The sequence below is a fragment of the Kaistia sp. MMO-174 genome, assembly GCF_037147815.1.
Classification (GTDB): Bacteria; Pseudomonadota; Alphaproteobacteria; order Rhizobiales; family Kaistiaceae; genus Kaistia; species Kaistia nematophila.
The window spans coordinates 964,361-981,170 of the sequence record NZ_JBBCUO010000001.1 but is presented as its reverse complement, the minus strand read 5'-3'; the positions used below and the strand labels follow the sequence as shown (position 1 = coordinate 981,170).

Sequence of the window (16,810 nt, the reverse complement as noted above, 5' to 3'; positions counted from 1 at the left end):
CGTCACCAGGCCCAGTTGGCGCCGATCTTGCCGGTGCCGCCGACATAGTCGTCGCCGAAGCGGAGATCCGCCTTGGCGAAGCCCGTCCATCCGCTCTTGGAGGAGAAGATGTTGATGCCCGCGCCGACCTCGCCGAACACGTCCGGCGCATTGTCGTCGACGACGAGGCCCGGTCCGCTGTCGAGGAAGACGGAGTGGTCGCTGAGCAGATCGCCGACGATGCCGACGCTGAGGTAGGGATCGTACTTGACCCCGTCCTTCAGCACCGTGCCGCCGAAGCGGGCGCCGAGCTTGCCCTCGAGGCCGTCGCCATTGTCGAAATTGACCTGCGTGCCGGACAGGTTGACGTCGTCGATCTTCGTATTGGCATAGGCGAGGCTGGCGTTCGGCTCGATGAACATGCCGGTAGAGGTCATGAAGCGATAGCCCGACTCGACGCGGACGCCGATGGTGGTGGCGTCGGTCCCGGCATCGACGCCCGCGACATTATAATCGGCGTTCAGGAAGTCGCCCTTGACCAGGCCGTCGACATAAAGGCCGCCCTTGACCCAGCTCGCATAGACGCCGACCTGCGGGCCGGAGAACCTGACGCTGTCGCCATTGTCGAAATTGGCCTTGCTCGTCACGTAGCCGCCGAGCACGCCGGCGACCAGAACGCCATCGGCCACCGTACCCTCGAACTCATGGTCGAAGCCGGCCTGGAAGCCCCAGAGCGTCTGGTTGTAGCCGGTGCCGATCTTCACCGACTGGTCGGCGAACGGGGTGATGGTGGTCTCCGTGCTGCGGTCGGCGCCATTGCCGATCAGGCGGCCCCACAGGCCCGACTTCTTGGTCGGATCGGTCGTGCTCTGCTGCGCGCTGGTGCGCAGGTCGCCGGCGCGGTCGATCCAGCTGTCCGAAGTCGTGTTCCAGATGCCCTGGGCGATGCCGCCGAACTCGGAGAGGTTGTAGGCGCTGGCATTGGCGTAGCTGGCGAGCACGAAGCAATCATTGCCGCCGCAGGCCGTGTCGCCGTCACTGTCCAGGAACATGTCATAGTTCCAGAGACCCTTGGAGATCGGGCCGCCGGCGAGCACGAAGTCGCCGGCATTGGCCGAACCGGGATTCAGGACGTCGACGACGCCGATGCCGGTCGGGTTGTAGATGCCGGGACCCGTATAGAGGTCATTGACGCCGACATAGGTGACGCCGCCGCCAGAGATCGAGCCGATCTTTAGCGTGTCGCTGACGGACCCCGCCGGGCCGACTTCGGCATCAACATAGAGCCAGGCCGTGCCGGTGTTGTTGTAGTCGGCTGACGACATGTCGACGACATCATTGGCCAGGCTGTTCGGGTACTGCATGACGATGCCGCCGCCCGTGGCGATGAAGGTCTCCAGCCCCGGCGTCGTCGTCAGGCCCTGCGAGAAGAACAGCCCGGTATTGGTGAAGACATCGACGCCGCCGCCGAAATCGAACGTCGTGTCGCCATCCTCGCCCGCGACGATAGCGCCGGTGTTCTCAAGGAGGTTGTCGCCCGAGCCAAAGGTGTTGAGGCCGCTCGTGTGCCAGCTCTCGAAGCTGGAGTTGTGGAACGCGTTGTTGGCGTCGTTGAGCGCGAGCGTGCCGTAGATCTGGCCGCTGTTGTAGATCGTCAGGCTGCCCGTGCCGCCGGTATTGTCGATCACCAGCTTGCTGGTCAGGCCGCCCGTGTTGATATCGCCGTTGTAGTCGTTCCAGAGTTCGGCATTGCCGGCGCCGGCGCGGACCAGATATTCGGTCTGGCCGGTGCTGATGTCGCCATCATTGTAGAGGCTGATCTTGAGGCCCGTCGCCACGACGCCGTTGCCGGCGCCGGTGATATCGGCCGAACGGGTGGTGGAGACACGAACCTCGCCGGTGCCATTGCTTGTCGCGCGGATGCCGGCACTGTTGGCGCCGGTCGTCTCGATGTCGCCGCGCGCCACGATCGCCGTCGTCCCGGCGCTGCCGGCATTGGTGATCAGGGCCGAGATGCCGTCGCCGGCCGTGTTGATCTCGCTGCTGCGCCAGGTATCGACATTGATGTTGCCGGTGCCGCCAAGCGACGTGGCGGAGATGCCCGTGCCCAGCGCGGCCGTGGTGGTGATGTCGCCGGCGACGCTGACCGAGATGGTGCCGGAGCCGAGCGAGCTGGCGGCGACGCCGGTCAGGTCCGTCGTGATGTCCGACTGGCGATGGACGGTCACGTCGACATTGCCGCTGCCGAGCGCGCTCGCGACGATGCCCGTCAGGCCGTCCGTGATGTCGCCACGGGTCTCGACCGTGGCCGTGCCGTTGGTCACCGTCGCCGCGATGCCGACGCCGAGCGGGCCGGTCGCCTCGATCGTGCTGCCGCGATGGGTCGTGATGTCGACGGAACCCGAGCCGGTCGACGTGCCGACGACGCCGAACAGCCCGGCGGAGACCGCGGAACCGCGGCCGATGTCGATGTCGACGGCGCCGCCATTGGAATCGCCGTGCACCGCCGTGCCGAGCGCCGAGACCGAGCTGTCGCGCCCGGTCGAGATGTCGACGATGCCCGCCCCGCTCGCGCTCGCCCTGACGCCGTACAGGCCGCCCGAGACCGTGGCCTCGCGGCCGACATCGATCTCGACCGTGCCGGTCTTCGACTGCCCGCTGATGGCCGTGCCGATCGCCGACGAGTTCGCGGCGCTGCCGCGACCGGTCTCGATGAAGACGCTGCCCGTGCCCGTCGCTTCACCCGAAATGCCGGCGAGGCCGCCGGACGTGATCGAGCCGTCGCCGGTCTCGATGTCGACATTGCCGTTCACCGTCTCGCCGCGGATGGCGGTGCCGAGAAGGGCCGAGGTCGCCGTGACGGTGCGCCCCTCGGCCGTGGTGATCGTGACGTTGCCCGTGCCGGCCGCATCGCCGCGGATGCCGCCGAGCGTGCCGGATACGGAACCGTTTTCCGTCACGTTGACGATGACATTGCCGTTGCCGCCGCTGGCGCGCGCGTCGATGCCATAGCCGAGCGGAACGCCCAATGCCGAGTAGGTGCTGGTGACCGAGCCGTCGGCATTGACCATGATGCCGGCGCCGCCGGTCGCCCGCAGCTTGATGCCGGAGCCCGTCGTGGCGGACACGGAGGTGCCCTGCCCGGTCGAGACACTGATCGGTGCGTTCGAACCCGAGGTGCGGACCTGGATGCCGTCATGGAAACCGAGCGTGCCGCCGCCGCCGGTGATCGAGCCGGAATTGTGCAGGATCGTGACGGCGGCATTGGTGCCGGCCGTGTTGATGTCGACCGCCGCGTCGCCGTTGAAGCTCTTGCCGTTGGTGATCGAGACGGGCGGCGCGCTCGGCACGGCGTTGGTCTGGAATTCGACCGTGCCGCCGGCGTTGCTGCTATTGGTGATCTTGACGCCCTGCTGCACCTGCGTGCCGTTCAGCACCAGCGTGAAGGCATCCGTCTGGCTGCCGTTCTGGCTATAGGTGATGCCCGAATTCTGGGCGGTCTGGTTGCCGCAGCTGACGATGTCGCCACTGCCATTGGTGCCGTTCACGACAGAGCCGCACTCGTTCGCCGCCATGGCGCTCGTCGGCAGCAGCACCCCGACCGCCGGAACGCCGAAGACGGCCAGGCTCAACGTCGCCAGGCTTGTGGTGGCCCGAAGCCGCCTCAGCCGCCTCGCCGGCGCAGCCCCGCCGGCCTGAACTGCAGAATTCTCGATCGGCATACCTGCCACTCCCCCGCATCACGCGCCGCGACACGGGTCCTCGCCCGCGTGCCGGCCAGCCGCCGGACCACCGCCACGACATGCCCAGGCCGCGGAGGAAAATCCGATCTCATGGCTGAGATACGAGATGGAAAGCCGCCGGCTTGTCCAGACGGCGCAACTCAGAGGTTGTCTTTCGCAACCTGGGGGAGTCCCCTGCGGTTAACCATGAGGTCGGTCCCGACCCCGTCTGTCCCACCGGCAGGAATAGTTCGGATTTTGAACCTTTTGTCATATTGATGATTTATAAGGGATACGAATTACTTAACGGCACGCAATGCCCAATCGTTAATCAGGCCGGCGACCGTCTTTGCACAAGAATCATGCGGCCTGTTGCCCATGGGACACAGGATTCCGGCCGGCGAGCGCCGGCGAATCAGCAGCGCACGCCATCGGGCGCTTCGCCCCTCCCCTCCGGACAGGGCGGGAGTCGACAGCTCCAGCGTTTCATGGGATCAAGCCGCGCCTATTCAAGGAGAACGGCGGAATGGACACCAACACCAAGGCTCTGATCGACGAGATCAATCACGCCATGCGCAACATCGATGCCGGCATGACCGCGATCATGGCCTTCGTCGCCTCGATCCCGGGCGCCAAGGACGTCGACATCGAAGCGGTCAAGGAACGGCTCAACGTGCCGAGCAATTTCAAGGCCGGCACCCGCCAGCCGCCGCCGAACCTCGTCGTTGCCGAAGTGCTCGACCGCCTGAAGCGGATGGCCGACAAGTAAGCGCGCCCGCGCCGGACCATCCGGCGCGCGCAGAACGGGCGGTCGAGCCCGGCACCACTTCGGCGCGCGAAGAGCGCTTCGCGCGTCGTCTTGCCCGAACCGCCGCACAACTGCGCCCATGCGCCGCCAATGCTGCGCCGCATCGTCGAAAGCCGCGCTTCGCCGCGATTCATCGCGATTCTTGGGGTGCAATCCGGCGCAAGCTCGGCTATACGAGCTGCCATCATCCTGACGCAAAGCACACGGCGCCTTTCGCCGCGACCGCGACCTTTAAGCCTGCCATCGCGAGCCTGATCGGTCGAAGCACACGGGTCGCCGCTGCTGCCGCGTCCCCGTGGAGCACATTTCTCAATGTCATCGACCCTCGCTGCGACAGCCAGGAATGCCGCGCCGGCCAATTCGCGTTCGCGCGTCATCCTGGCCAGCCTCGTCGGCACGACCATCGAATTCTACGATTTCTACGTCTATGCGACGGCGGCGGTGCTGGTGTTCCCGCACCTGTTCTTCCCGACCGGCAACGAGACGACGGCGCTGCTCGCCTCCTTCGCCGTGTTCGGCGCGGCGATGGTGGCCCGTCCGCTCGGCGCCATCTTCTTCGGCCATCTCGGCGACAAGCGCGGCCGAAAGATCACGCTGGTCGGCGCGCTGCTGACCATGGGCATCGCCACCTTCCTGATCGGCGCGCTGCCGACCTATGACTCGGTCGGCTGGCTCGCCCCCGCCCTGCTGGTGCTGCTGCGCCTCGCCCAGGGCTTCGCGCTCGGCGGCGAGTGGAGCGGCGCGGCGCTGGTCGCGACCGAGAACGCACCGCCCGGAAAGCGCGCCATCTTCGGCACCTTCCCGCAGCTCGGCGCGCCGCTCGGCTTCATCATCGCCAATGGCCTGTTCCTGACGATCGCGGCGCTGCTTCCGTCCGACGATCCGTCGCGCCCGTCGACCGCCTTCCTGAATTGGGGCTGGCGCATTCCGTTCCTGTTCTCGGCCGTGATGGTCATCGTCGGCCTCTGGGTCCGGCTGAACCTCGTCGAGAGCAAGGCGTTCGAGAAGACGGTCGAGACCGGCAAGGTCCAGAAAGTGCCGCTCGCCGCCGCCTTCAAGCTGCACTGGAAGGAGCTGATCCTCGGCACCTTCTACATGCTGGCGACCTATGTGCTCTTCTACCTGATGACGACCTTCTCGCTCAGCTATGGCCGCGCCGGCGTCGCCGCGCCGCTGCCGGGCCTCGGCTTCGACTATCGCACCTTCGTGCTGATGATGATCGTCGGCGTCGTATTCTTCGGCATCTTCACGCTCGCCTCCGGCCCCTGGGCCGATCGCTGGGGCCGCCGCAAGACGCTGATCTGGGTCACCCTCGGCATCATCCTGTTCGGCCTGCTCTGGGTGCCGATCCTGTCGCTCGGCACGGTCGGCGTGATGGCCTGGCTGATCCTTGGCTTCACGCTGATGGGCATGACCTTCGGCCCGATGGGCGCGCTGCTGCCGGAACTCTTCCCCGCCAATGTGCGCTACACTGGCTCGGGCATTTCCTACAACGTCTCGTCGATCCTCGGCGCCGCCGTGGCGCCGTTCATCGCGGTGGCGCTGTGGAGCTACGGCGCCGGCAGCCCGTTCTGGGTCGGCGTCTATCTGTCGGCGATGGGCGTGCTGACGCTGATCGCGCTCATCCTCGGCAAGGAAACCAAGGACGTCGACATCAACAGCTGATGCCTGCCTCGGACGCCGTCCAAAACAGAGGCCCGCGCGGATCGCTCCGCGCGGGCCTCTTTCTATTCCGAGGATCGCGATCGCCCGAAAACCTCGAGACGGACGGCGTCCCGGTGATCAGGCGATCAACTGGCCGAAGGTCAGCCAGACCGGCCCCAACCCCATCAAGACGCGAACTGCGCCGTCGACGATCTCCCTGCCGGGCGGAAAGCCGTATCCGGCGCCCCTGCCCCGATCCTGCACGGGCAGTTCGTCAAAGGTCTCGTGGCCCGCCTCCGCCTCATGCCAGGCGGCGAGCTCCTCGCTGAGCGCGGCGACGACCGAATCCGGCGATCGCAGGGACATGCAGGGCGCCTGCTCGTGCCCCTTCGCGCATCGATTCATCCAGTTTTCGTTCACCCACCAGCAATCGCCGCAGACCGGCGGCCGCAGATTGATGTTCTGCGGATAGGCGTAGTAGTCGACAGAAGTCGGCCCGAACACGACGCAGGACCGGACATCGAAACAGCTGGCCAGATGGACGATGCCGGACTCGTTGTCGATGTTCAGATGCGCATGCTGGATGATGGCCGCGAGTTCCCGAATCGTGGTCGCCCCGATCAGGTTGAGGTCGGCGGAAGCGATGGCCTTGCTGGTCACCGTTCCGACCTGGACGACGAGAAGATCGGGATAGAGCCTCTTCAACCGCGCGACGACGTCGTCGAACCGGGCATAGACCTTCGTGGAAGTCGGCGCCGCCTTGTCGAACTCGGCGTCGAAGCCGTTATGGATCGTGACATAGGCCCGACCGGCCAGGCCGAACTTCTCGAGCGCGCCGGGGTCGGTCTCGATCGGCAGCGCATCGCCGCCATAGGGGATGTTCGCCATGCCCTGCAGGAAATTGCGCCTGCCGTAGCCCATGAAGCTCGCGATCCGGCCCAGATGGCCATCCAGCCGGGGATGATGCTGGATGCAGGCCTCGATGCTCGGACGGAATTCCTCGAGCCTGACAGCGACGTCGCGCAGTTTCGGCGCACGTTCGGACAGGTACATCCAGTCGACCGTCTCGGTATAGACGACCGCGAACTGCGTGACATAGAAGGCCACGGCGTAGCTCGGCCGAAGGCGATCCCAGAGGATCCTCTCGTGGAAACACGCCACGGGCGCATCGAGGGACCGGAAGATCCAGGCCGCGATCTCGCGCTTGGGCGAATAGATGTCCAGGGCGAGCGGGCCGACCGCGGCGATCAGGTCGCGGAGGAAGCGGGCCGCGACGATATGATCGCCGATGCCGCCCGTCACCCTGACTGCAACCCTAAGTGGAGCGTCCGGCCCGGCGCTCTGCCGCAACCGATGGATATCCTTGGCGATGCGCCGCGCCTGCTGGGCGGCCGAGAAGCGGCGGGAGAACCGGCGGAACTCGGCTAATACTGTTTTCACTTGGCTATAGCCCTTGGACCATCGCGTAACGGAAACTAACGAACGGCAATCTCGATGTCGAAGGGGCTTCCGCTACGAAATCTAACTTGCCGCTAGACATATTATTCATAAGGCGTGAAAATGATAGCCGATTGACGGGACAACGGCGTTCGCGCAGCAAATTTCGGCCATGGCACGACTAAAGACCATACTTCAGCGAGCCATGGAGGCAATCTGGCCCGCGCATGACAATCCGACGCTCGATTTCCCAAAAAACGTGGCCGGCGAGGCGGACGGAAGTTTTTCTGTCCTGATTATTAAGATCGATCACCTTGGCGACTTCGTAACGGCCATTCCCGCCCTTCGTAGACTTCGATCGTCCTGGAACAACGCGGACATTACTCTGCTCTGCTCCGAGCAGCCTGGTCGAATTTGTTTGCTCACTCAAGGTTGTGGATCGCGTGGTGGGCATACCGCCTCCGCGGAGCGACAATCCGGCGCTGCTGGAACCGTCGGATCTCGGCGCGATCCGGCAATCCCCTTTCGACGTCGCAATCGACCTCCGCCATGACGGCGACACCCGCCACCTGCTGGACGCTGTCCAGGCCCGCTACCGGGTGGGATATGCCTCGCGGCACTCCACGCTGCAGCTCGACGTCGAGCTTCCCGAGCTCGAGAAGAGCGCCCGCCGCCGCGGCAAGCAGGGAATAAGCAACCGCGCACGCCTCTCCCTGCTCGTCGAGGCCGCGATCCAGAGCATCCAGGTCCCCGCCGCTCGCACCGATCGCCCGACCCTGGCGGCCAAACGCAGACAAGCCCGGCAGACCATCGCGATCGCCCCGAGCGCGCGATCCCCGATCAAGATGTGGCGGACCGATCGCTGGATCGCGCTGTGCCACCGCCTCATCGCGGCGGACTTCGCCATCGTCCTGGTCGGTGACGCCGGCGACAGAGAGACCTGCGATGCCATCGCCCACGGGCTGCCGGCCGCCTCCGTCGTCAACCGCGCCGGCGAGATGACGCTGCCGGAGGTTACGGCGGCGATCTCCGACAGCGCGCTCTTCATCGGGCTCGACACCGGATTGGCGCATATCGCCTCGTCCACCGGTTCCGCCGCCCTCGTGCTGTTCTCCGGCCATGCCGACCCTCAGGTCTGGGCGCCGGACGGCCCCGATGTCGGCATTCTCCGCAACGACGTCCCCTGCGCGCCCTGCCATGCAACCCGGATGGAGCAATGCCTGTTCGATCACCGCTGCATGGACCTGCCGCTGGACTTTGTCTGGGAGGCCGCCTCCGCCAGACTGGGCCAGTCCGGGAGCGGGCAAAGGCGACTGGCGAGCTGAGCGAACCGCGGAGCCTAGCTTGACGATATTCACCAGCCTGCGGTCGTCGCTTTCCGGCATTCTCCGTCCTCCGGCCGCTGCCGCGACGACGCCGGAGAGCACCCTCGATGTCGGTACGAACACGCTTGCGCGCGAGCGCCTGCTGCAATCGGGCAAGCCATTGCTCGTAGTCTTCGGCCCCGGCGAACTGGATGCCGAGCGCCCCGTCTATCGCAGCCTCCTCGCGCCGGTCGACTGCAACTACGTGATTTTCCAGTCGCGCTCGACGGACTTCTTCATCACCGACTGGGCGGCGATTGTCGAGCATGTCCGGACGCTCGCCGCACGTTCAGCCGCGCGGCGGATCGTCTCCTGGGGCTTCTCCATGGGCGGATATGCATCCGTCCGCCTCGGCCTGAACCAGGACCCTATTCTTGACTGCTCGGTTGCCATAACGCCGCATTTTCGTCTGGACGCTCCGGTTTCGCGGGCGCAGGTCCTTCGGCAACTGCCCGACAATGCGGAGCTTCCGGATCTCGTCGACGCGCTCAACCGAAGCGAAGGGCCCACGCGGTTCCGGATCTACCTGCCCACGCATTCCATCCGCGACACGCTGCATGTCCGCGATGCGCAACAGGTAGCCAGCGCCAACGCCGACATCCGCTATCTCAATGTCGATCATGGCATCGAGGTCAAATGGAAGGAGGACGGGTCGCTGCGGTCCGCCTTCGCCGCCCTCGTATCCGGCCGTCCGTGGAGCGGCGACGAGACATACACGGCCTCGCCCGTCGACATCGCGACCGCAGTCGCCGCCGTCGATTATCTCTACCAGAGCCACGGCGAACTCCGGCCGCTCCAGAAGCTTGACGACGAAGGCGTGATGGAGGCCGAGTGGCATCTCCAGAAGGCCAGGGCGTATCGCGCCGGACAGGATTGGACCGGTTTTCGCGGAGCTGCGTTTCGGTCGCTGCAACTGGGCGCGGCGCGCGGCGGCTTCCCGAGAGTCTATCGCGAGGCCTTCGAGGAGAGCCGCACGCCGCCCGGCGTGGCCGCCGCGATTCTGGCCTGGACCCTGCGCTACGACATCGAGGCGACCCGGGAATTGCTGGAGACGCCCCGCACGCTCGAGATCATTCGGGGGCCGCTCGAATTCGACGACCTCTGCTATCTCCTGCCCTTCGCCACGGCCGAGCGCGCGACCACGGCCGCGCAACAGATCCTGTTCCGGTGCAGCGACGCCAAGGCGGGCGATCTCGGCGTCTTCGCGCTGGCCGTGGTCGGCCTGGACATGGCCGACGCGGTAGAGCGGCTCGCCCACGGCGCCGCAGCGAACAATGTCCACGCCACGGCCGACGCGCTCTTCGCCAGACTCGCCCTGATGCGCGCCCCGTCGGCTTCCGATCGCGAGGCATGGCAAAGGACGCGCGCCGCGATAGGCCTGCCGCCGCCATCGCCGGAAGCCTAGCTGACGCCAGCCTCGGACGTTGCCGAAAACAAAGGCCCGCGCGGATCGCTCCGCGCGGGCGTCTTCTTTCTTTTTGCCGTCGGCTTCGCTCAGGCCAATTGCGGCAGGACGGCTTCGAGTTCCGAGCGGCGCGGCTCGAGGAAGGCCGGCAGCTTCAGCGCCTGGCCGAGGCTTGCCTGCGGCTCATCGACGGCGAAGCCCGGGACGTCGGTCGCGATCTCGAACAGCACGCCGTTCGGCTCGCGGAAATAGACCGAGCGGAAATAGTCCCGGTTCTTCTGCGCCGTCGTGCGCAGGCCGTGGTTTTCGGCGAGCTTGCGCACCATCTCGGCCTGCGCCGCGTCGTCCGCCGCGCGGAAGGCGACGTGATGCACGGTGCCGACGCCGAGATTGCCGCGCGGAAAGCCGCCGACGACCCGGAGGTCGACGATGCCGCCCGCCGTCGCGCCCTCGACCCTATAACGCAGCGTCTGCGCCTCGCTGCCCGCCTCGGCGAAGCCGAACACGTCGCCGAGGATCGCCCCGGTCGGCTGCGCGTCGTTCACGAGCAGCGTCACCGAATGGAAGCCGCGGATGGCGAACTCGGCCGGCACCTCGGCGCTGCCGCTCCAGCCCGGCTCCGCTTCCGCACCGGCGACGCCGACCAGCGACAGGCGGACGCCGTCCGGATCGCGGAAGACAAGGACCGGCTCATCGAAACGGCGCGCCGGCGTCTCGTGCTCGACGCCCTTCTCGAGCAGGCGCTGCGCCCAGAAGCCAATCGAGGCGGCCGGCACGCGGAACGCCGTCTCGAAGGTCTCGCCGGCGCCGACCTGGCCGGCCGGAGCCCGCTCCCAGGGGAAGAAGGTCAGGATCGTGCCGGGATGGCCGAACTCGTCGCCATAATAGAAGTGATAGGTGCGCGGGTCGTCGAAATTGACGGTCTTCTTGACCAGGCGCAGGCCGAGCACCCCGGTGTAGAATTCAAGGTTGCGGCGGGCCGGGCCGGAGATCGTGGTGACGTGGTGGATGCCGTTCGACATGAGGGTCTCCCGTTCTTTGGAGCGCGAAAGGCGCGCTCGTTTCGAGAGCGAATGTAGGCGAGCCGCCCCTGCCCCGCCACGCGGGCTTCGGTGAACGATCTGTCGCCGGGTTTCCTGCGGGGTGTCGGCAGGGGAAGAAAGGCCCTCACCCCCCCCTCTCCCGCCAGCGGGCGAGGGCTTTTCGGTCGGCGCCGCGGGGAAGTCGAGCCTGGCTGGTTCTCCCCCCTCTCCCGCGCGCGGGAGAGGGTTGGGGTGAGGGTCTTCTCAGCGGGCGAACCGCCTTGCGCCGGCGACGCAGGCGATGACCGCGAGCGTCACGACCAGCATGGTCCAGCTGACCGGCTCGCCCAGCAGCCAGGCGGCGAGCGCCAGGCCGAAGATCGGCTGCAGCAATTGCAGCTGGCCGACGGCGGCGATGCCGCCCAGCGCCAGGCCGCGATACCAGAAGACGAAGCCGATCAGCATGCTGAACAGCGACACATAGCCGAGGCCGAGCCAGGCCGGCGCGGCGATGCCGTCAAAGCTCGGCGGCCGGCAATAGAGCGCCACCACGAGCATGACGGGGAGCGACAGCACCAGCGCCCAGGAGATCACCTGCCAGCCGCCGAGCGTGCGCGACAGCCTCGCCCCTTCGGCATAGCCGAGGCCGCAGACGAGGACCGCCGCCAGCATCAACAGGTCGCCGGTCGGCGAGGCCGTCAGCCCCTGCGACAGGGCGAAGCCGGCGACGGCGGCGCTGCCGAGACCGGAGAAGATCCAGAAGGCGGGGCGCGGCCGCTCGCCGCCGCGCAGCACGCCGAAGATCGCGGTCGCGAGCGGCAGCAGGCCGATGAAGACGATCGAATGCGCCGAGGTGACGTGCTGCAGCGCCAGCGCCGTCAGCAGCGGGAAGCCGAGCACGACGCCGCCGGCCACGACCGCGAGGGCGGCGAGATCGCGGCCGCTCGGGCGCTTCTGCTTCATCATCAGCAGCAGCGCGAGCGCCAGCATGCCGGCGATGGTCGCCCGCGCCACGGTCAGGAAGATCGGATCGAACTGCAGCACGGCCATGCGTGTCGCCGGCAGCGAGCCGCTGAAGATGAGCACGCCGATAAATCCGCTGATCCAGCCGCCCGTCGCCTTGTCCATGTCGCACCTTCCGAGTTTCGAGCCGCCTCCATGCGCGCAAAGGGCCTTGCGAGCCAGAGACAGAGCGATACAGTTTGGACAAACTGTCATGGTGCATGGAGCAATACAGATGAGCCTTGAGCCCGGCGGCGGCCTGCTTACGGCGCGCGTGATGACCGTGATCCGGCAGCGCATCGCCAATCGCAGCCTGATCGCGGGCGCCAGGCTGCCCTCGATCCGCGCGCTGGCGCGGAGCCAGCAGGTCTCGACCTCGACGGTGGCGGATGCCTATGAGCGCCTCGTCGCCGAGGGCGCGATCCAGTCGCGGCCCGGCTCCGGCTTCTATGTCGCCAGCCAGACGGCGCCGCTGGCGCTGTCGGAAATCGGCCCGAAGCTCGATCGCGCCATCGACCCGCTCTGGGTGTCGCGCCAGTCGCTCGACGCCGGCGACGACGACCTGAAGCCCGGCTGCGGCTGGCTGCCGCCCGCCTGGTTTCCGGAAGAAGGCTTGCGCCGGGCGCTGCGCGGCCTCGCCCGCGCCGACAGCGCCGCGCTTTCCGATTACGGCACGCCGCTCGGCCTCGCGCCGCTGCGCCAGCTGATCGGCCGGCGCCTGTCGGAAAAGGGCGTCGAGGCGTCGCCCGACCAGATCCTGCTGACGGAATCGGGCACGCAGAGCATCGACCTGATCTGCCGCTTCCTAGTTGAGCCCGGCGATGTCGTGCTGGTCGACGACCCCTGCTATTTCAATTTCCAGGCCCTGCTGCGGGCCCATCGCGTCACGATGGTCAGCGTCCCCTATACGCCGAACGGCCCCGACCTCGACGCCTTCGCGCGCGTCTGCGCCGAGCGGCGGCCGCGGCTCTACATCACCAATTCGGCGATCCACAATCCGACAGGCGCGACGCTCTCGCCCGTCACCGCGCATCGCGTGCTGAAGCTCGCCGACCAGTTCGCGCTCACCATCGTCGAGGACGACATCTTCGCCGATTTCGAGGGCCAGCCGGCGCCGCGGCTCGCCGCCTTCGACGGATTGCAGCGCGTCGTCCAGATCGGCAGCTTCTCCAAGACGCTCTCCGCCTCGGCGCGCTGCGGCTTCATCGCCGCCCGCCCCGACTGGATCGACGGGCTGGTCGATCTGAAGATCGCCACCACCTTCGGCGCCGGCCGCCTCAACGCCGAGGTGACGCTCGCCGTGCTGCGCGACGGCGGCTATCGCAAGCATCTCGAAGCGCTGCGCCTGCGGCTTTCGCGCACCCGGCTGGAGGTCGGCGCCAAGCTGCGCGATCTCGGCCTTGTGCCGTGGATCGAGCCGCAGGCCGGCATGTTCCTGTGGTGCCGGCTGCCCGACGGCATCGAGGCCTCGGCCGTCGCCCGCGCGGCGCTGTCGCAGAAGATCGTGCTGGCGCCGGGCAATGCCTTCAGCGTCGCCCAGACCGCCGGCGATTTCCTGCGCTTCAACGTCTCCCAGTGCCAGGACGAGCGCGTCTTCACCGTGCTCAAGGCGGCGATCCGGGAGGCCTCGAAAGCAGAAAGCCGGCCCTGAGGGCCGGCTTTCAATCGATAGGGCTACTGCGGCAGGCTTATTTGCGCAGGAAGTCGCTCAGGCGGCCGAGGCCTTCGGCGAGCTTTGCCTCGGAGGTGGCGTGGCACCAGCGCAGCCAGCCCTCGCCTTCCGGGCCGAACGCGCGGCCGGGCGCGAGGCCGAGGCCGGTCTCGCGCACCAGGCGCTGCGCCAGCTCCAGCGAGTCGTCGTAGCCCTCGATCTTCAGGAAGGCGTACATCGCGCCGCCGGCGTCGGGGACGCTGACGCGGTTCAGCTTGCGCAGCCCGTCAACGAGGAATTCGCGCGTGCTCACCATCTGCGCGCGCATCCGTGCCACTTCCTCCTCGCCATGCTGGATGGCGGTGGCGGCGGCGCGCTGCGTCGGCTCGAAGATGCAGGAGAAATTATACTCGACGAGCTTGGTCGCATCGCGGGCGAGCGTCTCGGGCAGGACCACCCAGCCGGCGCGCCAGCCGGTCATCGACCAGGCCTTGGAGAAGGAGTTGACCGAGATGATCCGGTCGCCCTCCTGGTAGTGGCGCAGGAAGGACGGGGCCGAACGCGGCGCCGGGTCATAGACCAGCCGCTCATAGACGTCGTCCGCCAGCACCCAGATGCCGTGCTTGCGGCAATGGGCGAGGATCGCCGCGATGCTTTCATCGTCGATCATCCAGCCGGTCGGGTTGTTCGGCGAGTTGATGATGACCATGCGCGTATCGGGCGTCAGCGCCGCGATCAGCTTGTCGACGTCGAGCGTCCAGCGACCGTTCTCGACCGAGAGCGACACGCGGTCGACCTTGGCGCCGAGGATCAGCGGCACCTCGCTGATGTTGGGCCAGAGCGGCGTCACCACCACCACGCGGTCGCCGGGCGACAGCACGAGCTGGTTGGCGATCTGCAGGCCGGTCATGCCCGAACCAGTGGCGACGATCCGCTCGACCGGGATGGAGCGGCCGTGCAGGTCGGTCAGGTAGGCGGAGATCGCCTCGCGCAGATAGGGACGGCCAAGGTTCTGCGAATAGAAGGTCTCGCCACCGGCCAGCGACGCCGCCGCCGCGTCGCGGATGAACTGCGCGGTCGCCCGGTCGGATTCGCCGAACCAGAAGGGCAGCACGTCGGCCTTGCCCATCGCGGCGTTGGCGACCTCGCGGATCAGCGAGCTGGAGAGCGCGCGGACGGCGGGCCGCGCTTCAACGGCGGTATCAATCATCTTGCGGAGCTTTCGTAAGGGAGGCGGTCAGGCTCAGTCACCGTGCATGATCGCGCTGAGGAAAGCGCGGGCGCGGTCGGTTTGCGGATGGTCGAAAAGGTCATTCGGGGCGCCCTGCTCGATGATCTGGCCGGCCTCCATGAAAACGACTCGGTCGGCCACGCGACGAGCGAAGCCCATTTCGTGCGTCACCACCAGCATGGTGACGCCGGTGGCGGCCAGACTCTGCATCACGTCGAGCACCTCGCCGACCATTTCCGGGTCGAGCGCCGAGGTCGGCTCGTCGAAAAGCAGCACCAGCGGCTCCATGGCGAGCGCGCGGGCGATGGCGACGCGCTGCTGCTGGCCGCCGGAAAGCTGATCGGGATATTTGTCGACATGCGCGGCGAGGCCGACGCGCTCGAGCAATTGCCGCGCCCGCTGCTCGGCTTCCGCTTTGGCGATGCCGCGCACCCGGATCGGCGCGATCGCGACGTTGCGCAGCACGCTCATATGCGGGAACAGGTTGAACTGCTGGAACACCATGCCGACCTCGGCCCGCACGCGGGCGAGGTTCTTGCCGGCCTCGACCCGGGCGCCGTCGACGACGATCTCGCCGGACGAGATCGTCTCCAGCCGGTTGATGCAGCGGATCAGAGTCGACTTGCCCGAGCCGGACGGCCCGATGATGGCGATGACCTCGCCGCGGCGGACGTCGAGGTTGACGTCCCGGAGCGCGTGGAAGTTCTGGTAGTGCTTCTCCACCTTGCGCATCGTGATGATGGGATCGGTGCCCGAAATCGCGGCCGGGGTCTGGCTCATGGCGTTTGCTCCTGGATTGCGGACGACCATCAGCGCGAACGCTTCTGGCGAGCTTCGAGGACGCTGACGAGACGGACCAGCGGCAGCAGCAGGATCAGGTACAGAAGGGCGGCGCCCACGAGCGGCGACGGATTGGCATAGAAGGCCTGGGTCTGCGTCGCCTGCTTGAGCAGGTCGGGCATGGCGACGACCGAGGCGAGCGCGGTGTCCTTGATCAGGCCGATCGACACGCCGGTGGTCGGCGGCACGACGAGGCGCATCGCCTGCGGCAGGATGATGTCGGCCATCATGCGCGGCCAGCTGAAGCCGAGCGTCTGGGCTGCCTCGAACTGGCCCTTCGGCACCGCCTCGATCCCGGCGCGGAACGTCTCGGCCATGTAGGCGGAAGCGACCAGCGACAGCGCCGTGGTCGCGGCCCAGAACGAGGAAAGGCGGATGCCGACGAAGGGCAGCGCGTAATAGACGAGGATCAGCAGGACCAGCAGCGGCAGCGCGCGGAAGAGATCGATGTAGGCGATCGCCAGAAAGCGGACCGGCTTCGGCGCATAGAGCCGGATCAGCACCACGAAGAGGCCGAGCGACAGCGAGATGACGAGGCTGGTGAGGCCGAGCAGGATGGTCAGCCAGAAGCCCTGCAGGAGCAGCGGCGCCGCCTGCCGCAGCACGTCGATGTTGAAGAACGTCGTGATCAGGTCCATGCGACCCCCTCGGATACGGGTCCGGCCCGCCGATCGGGCAGGCCGGACGTCATTGGGATGGGGGACG

The 16,810-nt window shown here is 67.2% G+C and carries 11 protein-coding genes; 4 read left to right on the top strand and 7 right to left on the bottom strand.

Annotated elements, in window-relative coordinates:
- Positions 1 to 2: 2 nt before the first annotated feature.
- Positions 3 to 3,611 (bottom strand): autotransporter domain-containing protein, encoded by a 3,609-nt coding sequence (locus WFK98_RS04360; RefSeq protein ID WP_336799385.1) that lies wholly within the window; start codon positions 3,609 to 3,611, stop codon positions 3 to 5.
- A gap of 616 nt (positions 3,612 to 4,227) precedes the next feature.
- On the opposite strand from WFK98_RS04360, the gene WFK98_RS04355 reads away from it, so the two are divergent.
- A complete protein-coding gene (locus WFK98_RS04355) occupies positions 4,228 to 4,470 on the top strand; it encodes a hypothetical protein (protein ID WP_266339910.1) in 243 nt (80 codons plus the stop codon).
- A gap of 351 nt (positions 4,471 to 4,821) precedes the next feature.
- Complete coding sequence (locus WFK98_RS04350; protein ID WP_266339909.1) at positions 4,822 to 6,174, top strand: MFS transporter; 1,353 nt, start codon at positions 4,822 to 4,824, stop codon at positions 6,172 to 6,174.
- A gap of 117 nt (positions 6,175 to 6,291) precedes the next feature.
- Here WFK98_RS04350 and WFK98_RS04345 read toward each other — a convergent pair whose 3' ends face one another.
- The gene (locus WFK98_RS04345) at positions 6,292 to 7,593 is read right to left on the bottom strand and encodes a glycosyltransferase family 9 protein (protein ID WP_336799384.1); all 1,302 of its coding nucleotides are present in this window, start codon (positions 7,591 to 7,593) and stop codon (positions 6,292 to 6,294) included.
- 443 nt (positions 7,594 to 8,036) lie between these two features.
- Between WFK98_RS04345 and WFK98_RS04340 the strand changes: the two genes are divergently transcribed.
- Entirely contained in the window at positions 8,037 to 8,915 is an 879-nt protein-coding gene (locus WFK98_RS04340) for a glycosyltransferase family 9 protein (protein WP_336799383.1), read from the top strand.
- Between the two features lie 1,533 nt (positions 8,916 to 10,448).
- Here WFK98_RS04340 and WFK98_RS04335 read toward each other — a convergent pair.
- Positions 10,449 to 11,381: a ring-cleaving dioxygenase gene (locus WFK98_RS04335; protein WP_336799382.1), complete on the bottom strand. Its 933-nt coding sequence runs from the start codon at positions 11,379 to 11,381 to the stop codon at positions 10,449 to 10,451.
- Positions 11,382 to 11,645: 264 nt separating this feature from the next.
- Positions 11,646 to 12,509: a DMT family transporter gene (locus WFK98_RS04330; protein ID WP_336799381.1), complete on the bottom strand. Its 864-nt coding sequence runs from the start codon at positions 12,507 to 12,509 to the stop codon at positions 11,646 to 11,648.
- 88 nt (positions 12,510 to 12,597) lie between these two features.
- Between WFK98_RS04330 and WFK98_RS04325 the strand changes: the two genes are divergently transcribed.
- Entirely contained in the window at positions 12,598 to 14,034 is a 1,437-nt protein-coding gene (locus WFK98_RS04325) for an aminotransferase-like domain-containing protein (RefSeq protein ID WP_442907364.1), read from the top strand.
- A 37-nt stretch (positions 14,035 to 14,071) separates the two neighbouring features.
- On the opposite strand, the gene WFK98_RS04320 is transcribed toward WFK98_RS04325, so the two are convergent.
- Genes WFK98_RS04320 through WFK98_RS04310 form a run of 3 tightly spaced genes read right to left on the bottom strand, consistent with a single transcriptional unit; the run spans position 14,072 to position 16,743 of the window.
- Positions 14,072 to 15,244, bottom strand: coding sequence for a pyridoxal phosphate-dependent aminotransferase (locus WFK98_RS04320; protein WP_336799379.1), 1,173 nt, complete (start codon positions 15,242 to 15,244; stop codon positions 14,072 to 14,074).
- Between the two features lie 33 nt (positions 15,245 to 15,277).
- On the bottom strand, positions 15,278 to 16,045 hold the full coding sequence (locus tag WFK98_RS04315) for an amino acid ABC transporter ATP-binding protein (protein WP_277614314.1): 768 nt from the start codon (positions 16,043 to 16,045) through the stop codon (positions 15,278 to 15,280).
- Between the two features lie 29 nt (positions 16,046 to 16,074).
- Positions 16,075 to 16,743 (bottom strand): amino acid ABC transporter permease, encoded by a 669-nt coding sequence (locus WFK98_RS04310; protein ID WP_266339901.1) that lies wholly within the window; start codon positions 16,741 to 16,743, stop codon positions 16,075 to 16,077.
- Between the last annotated feature and the right edge of the window lie 67 nt (positions 16,744 to 16,810).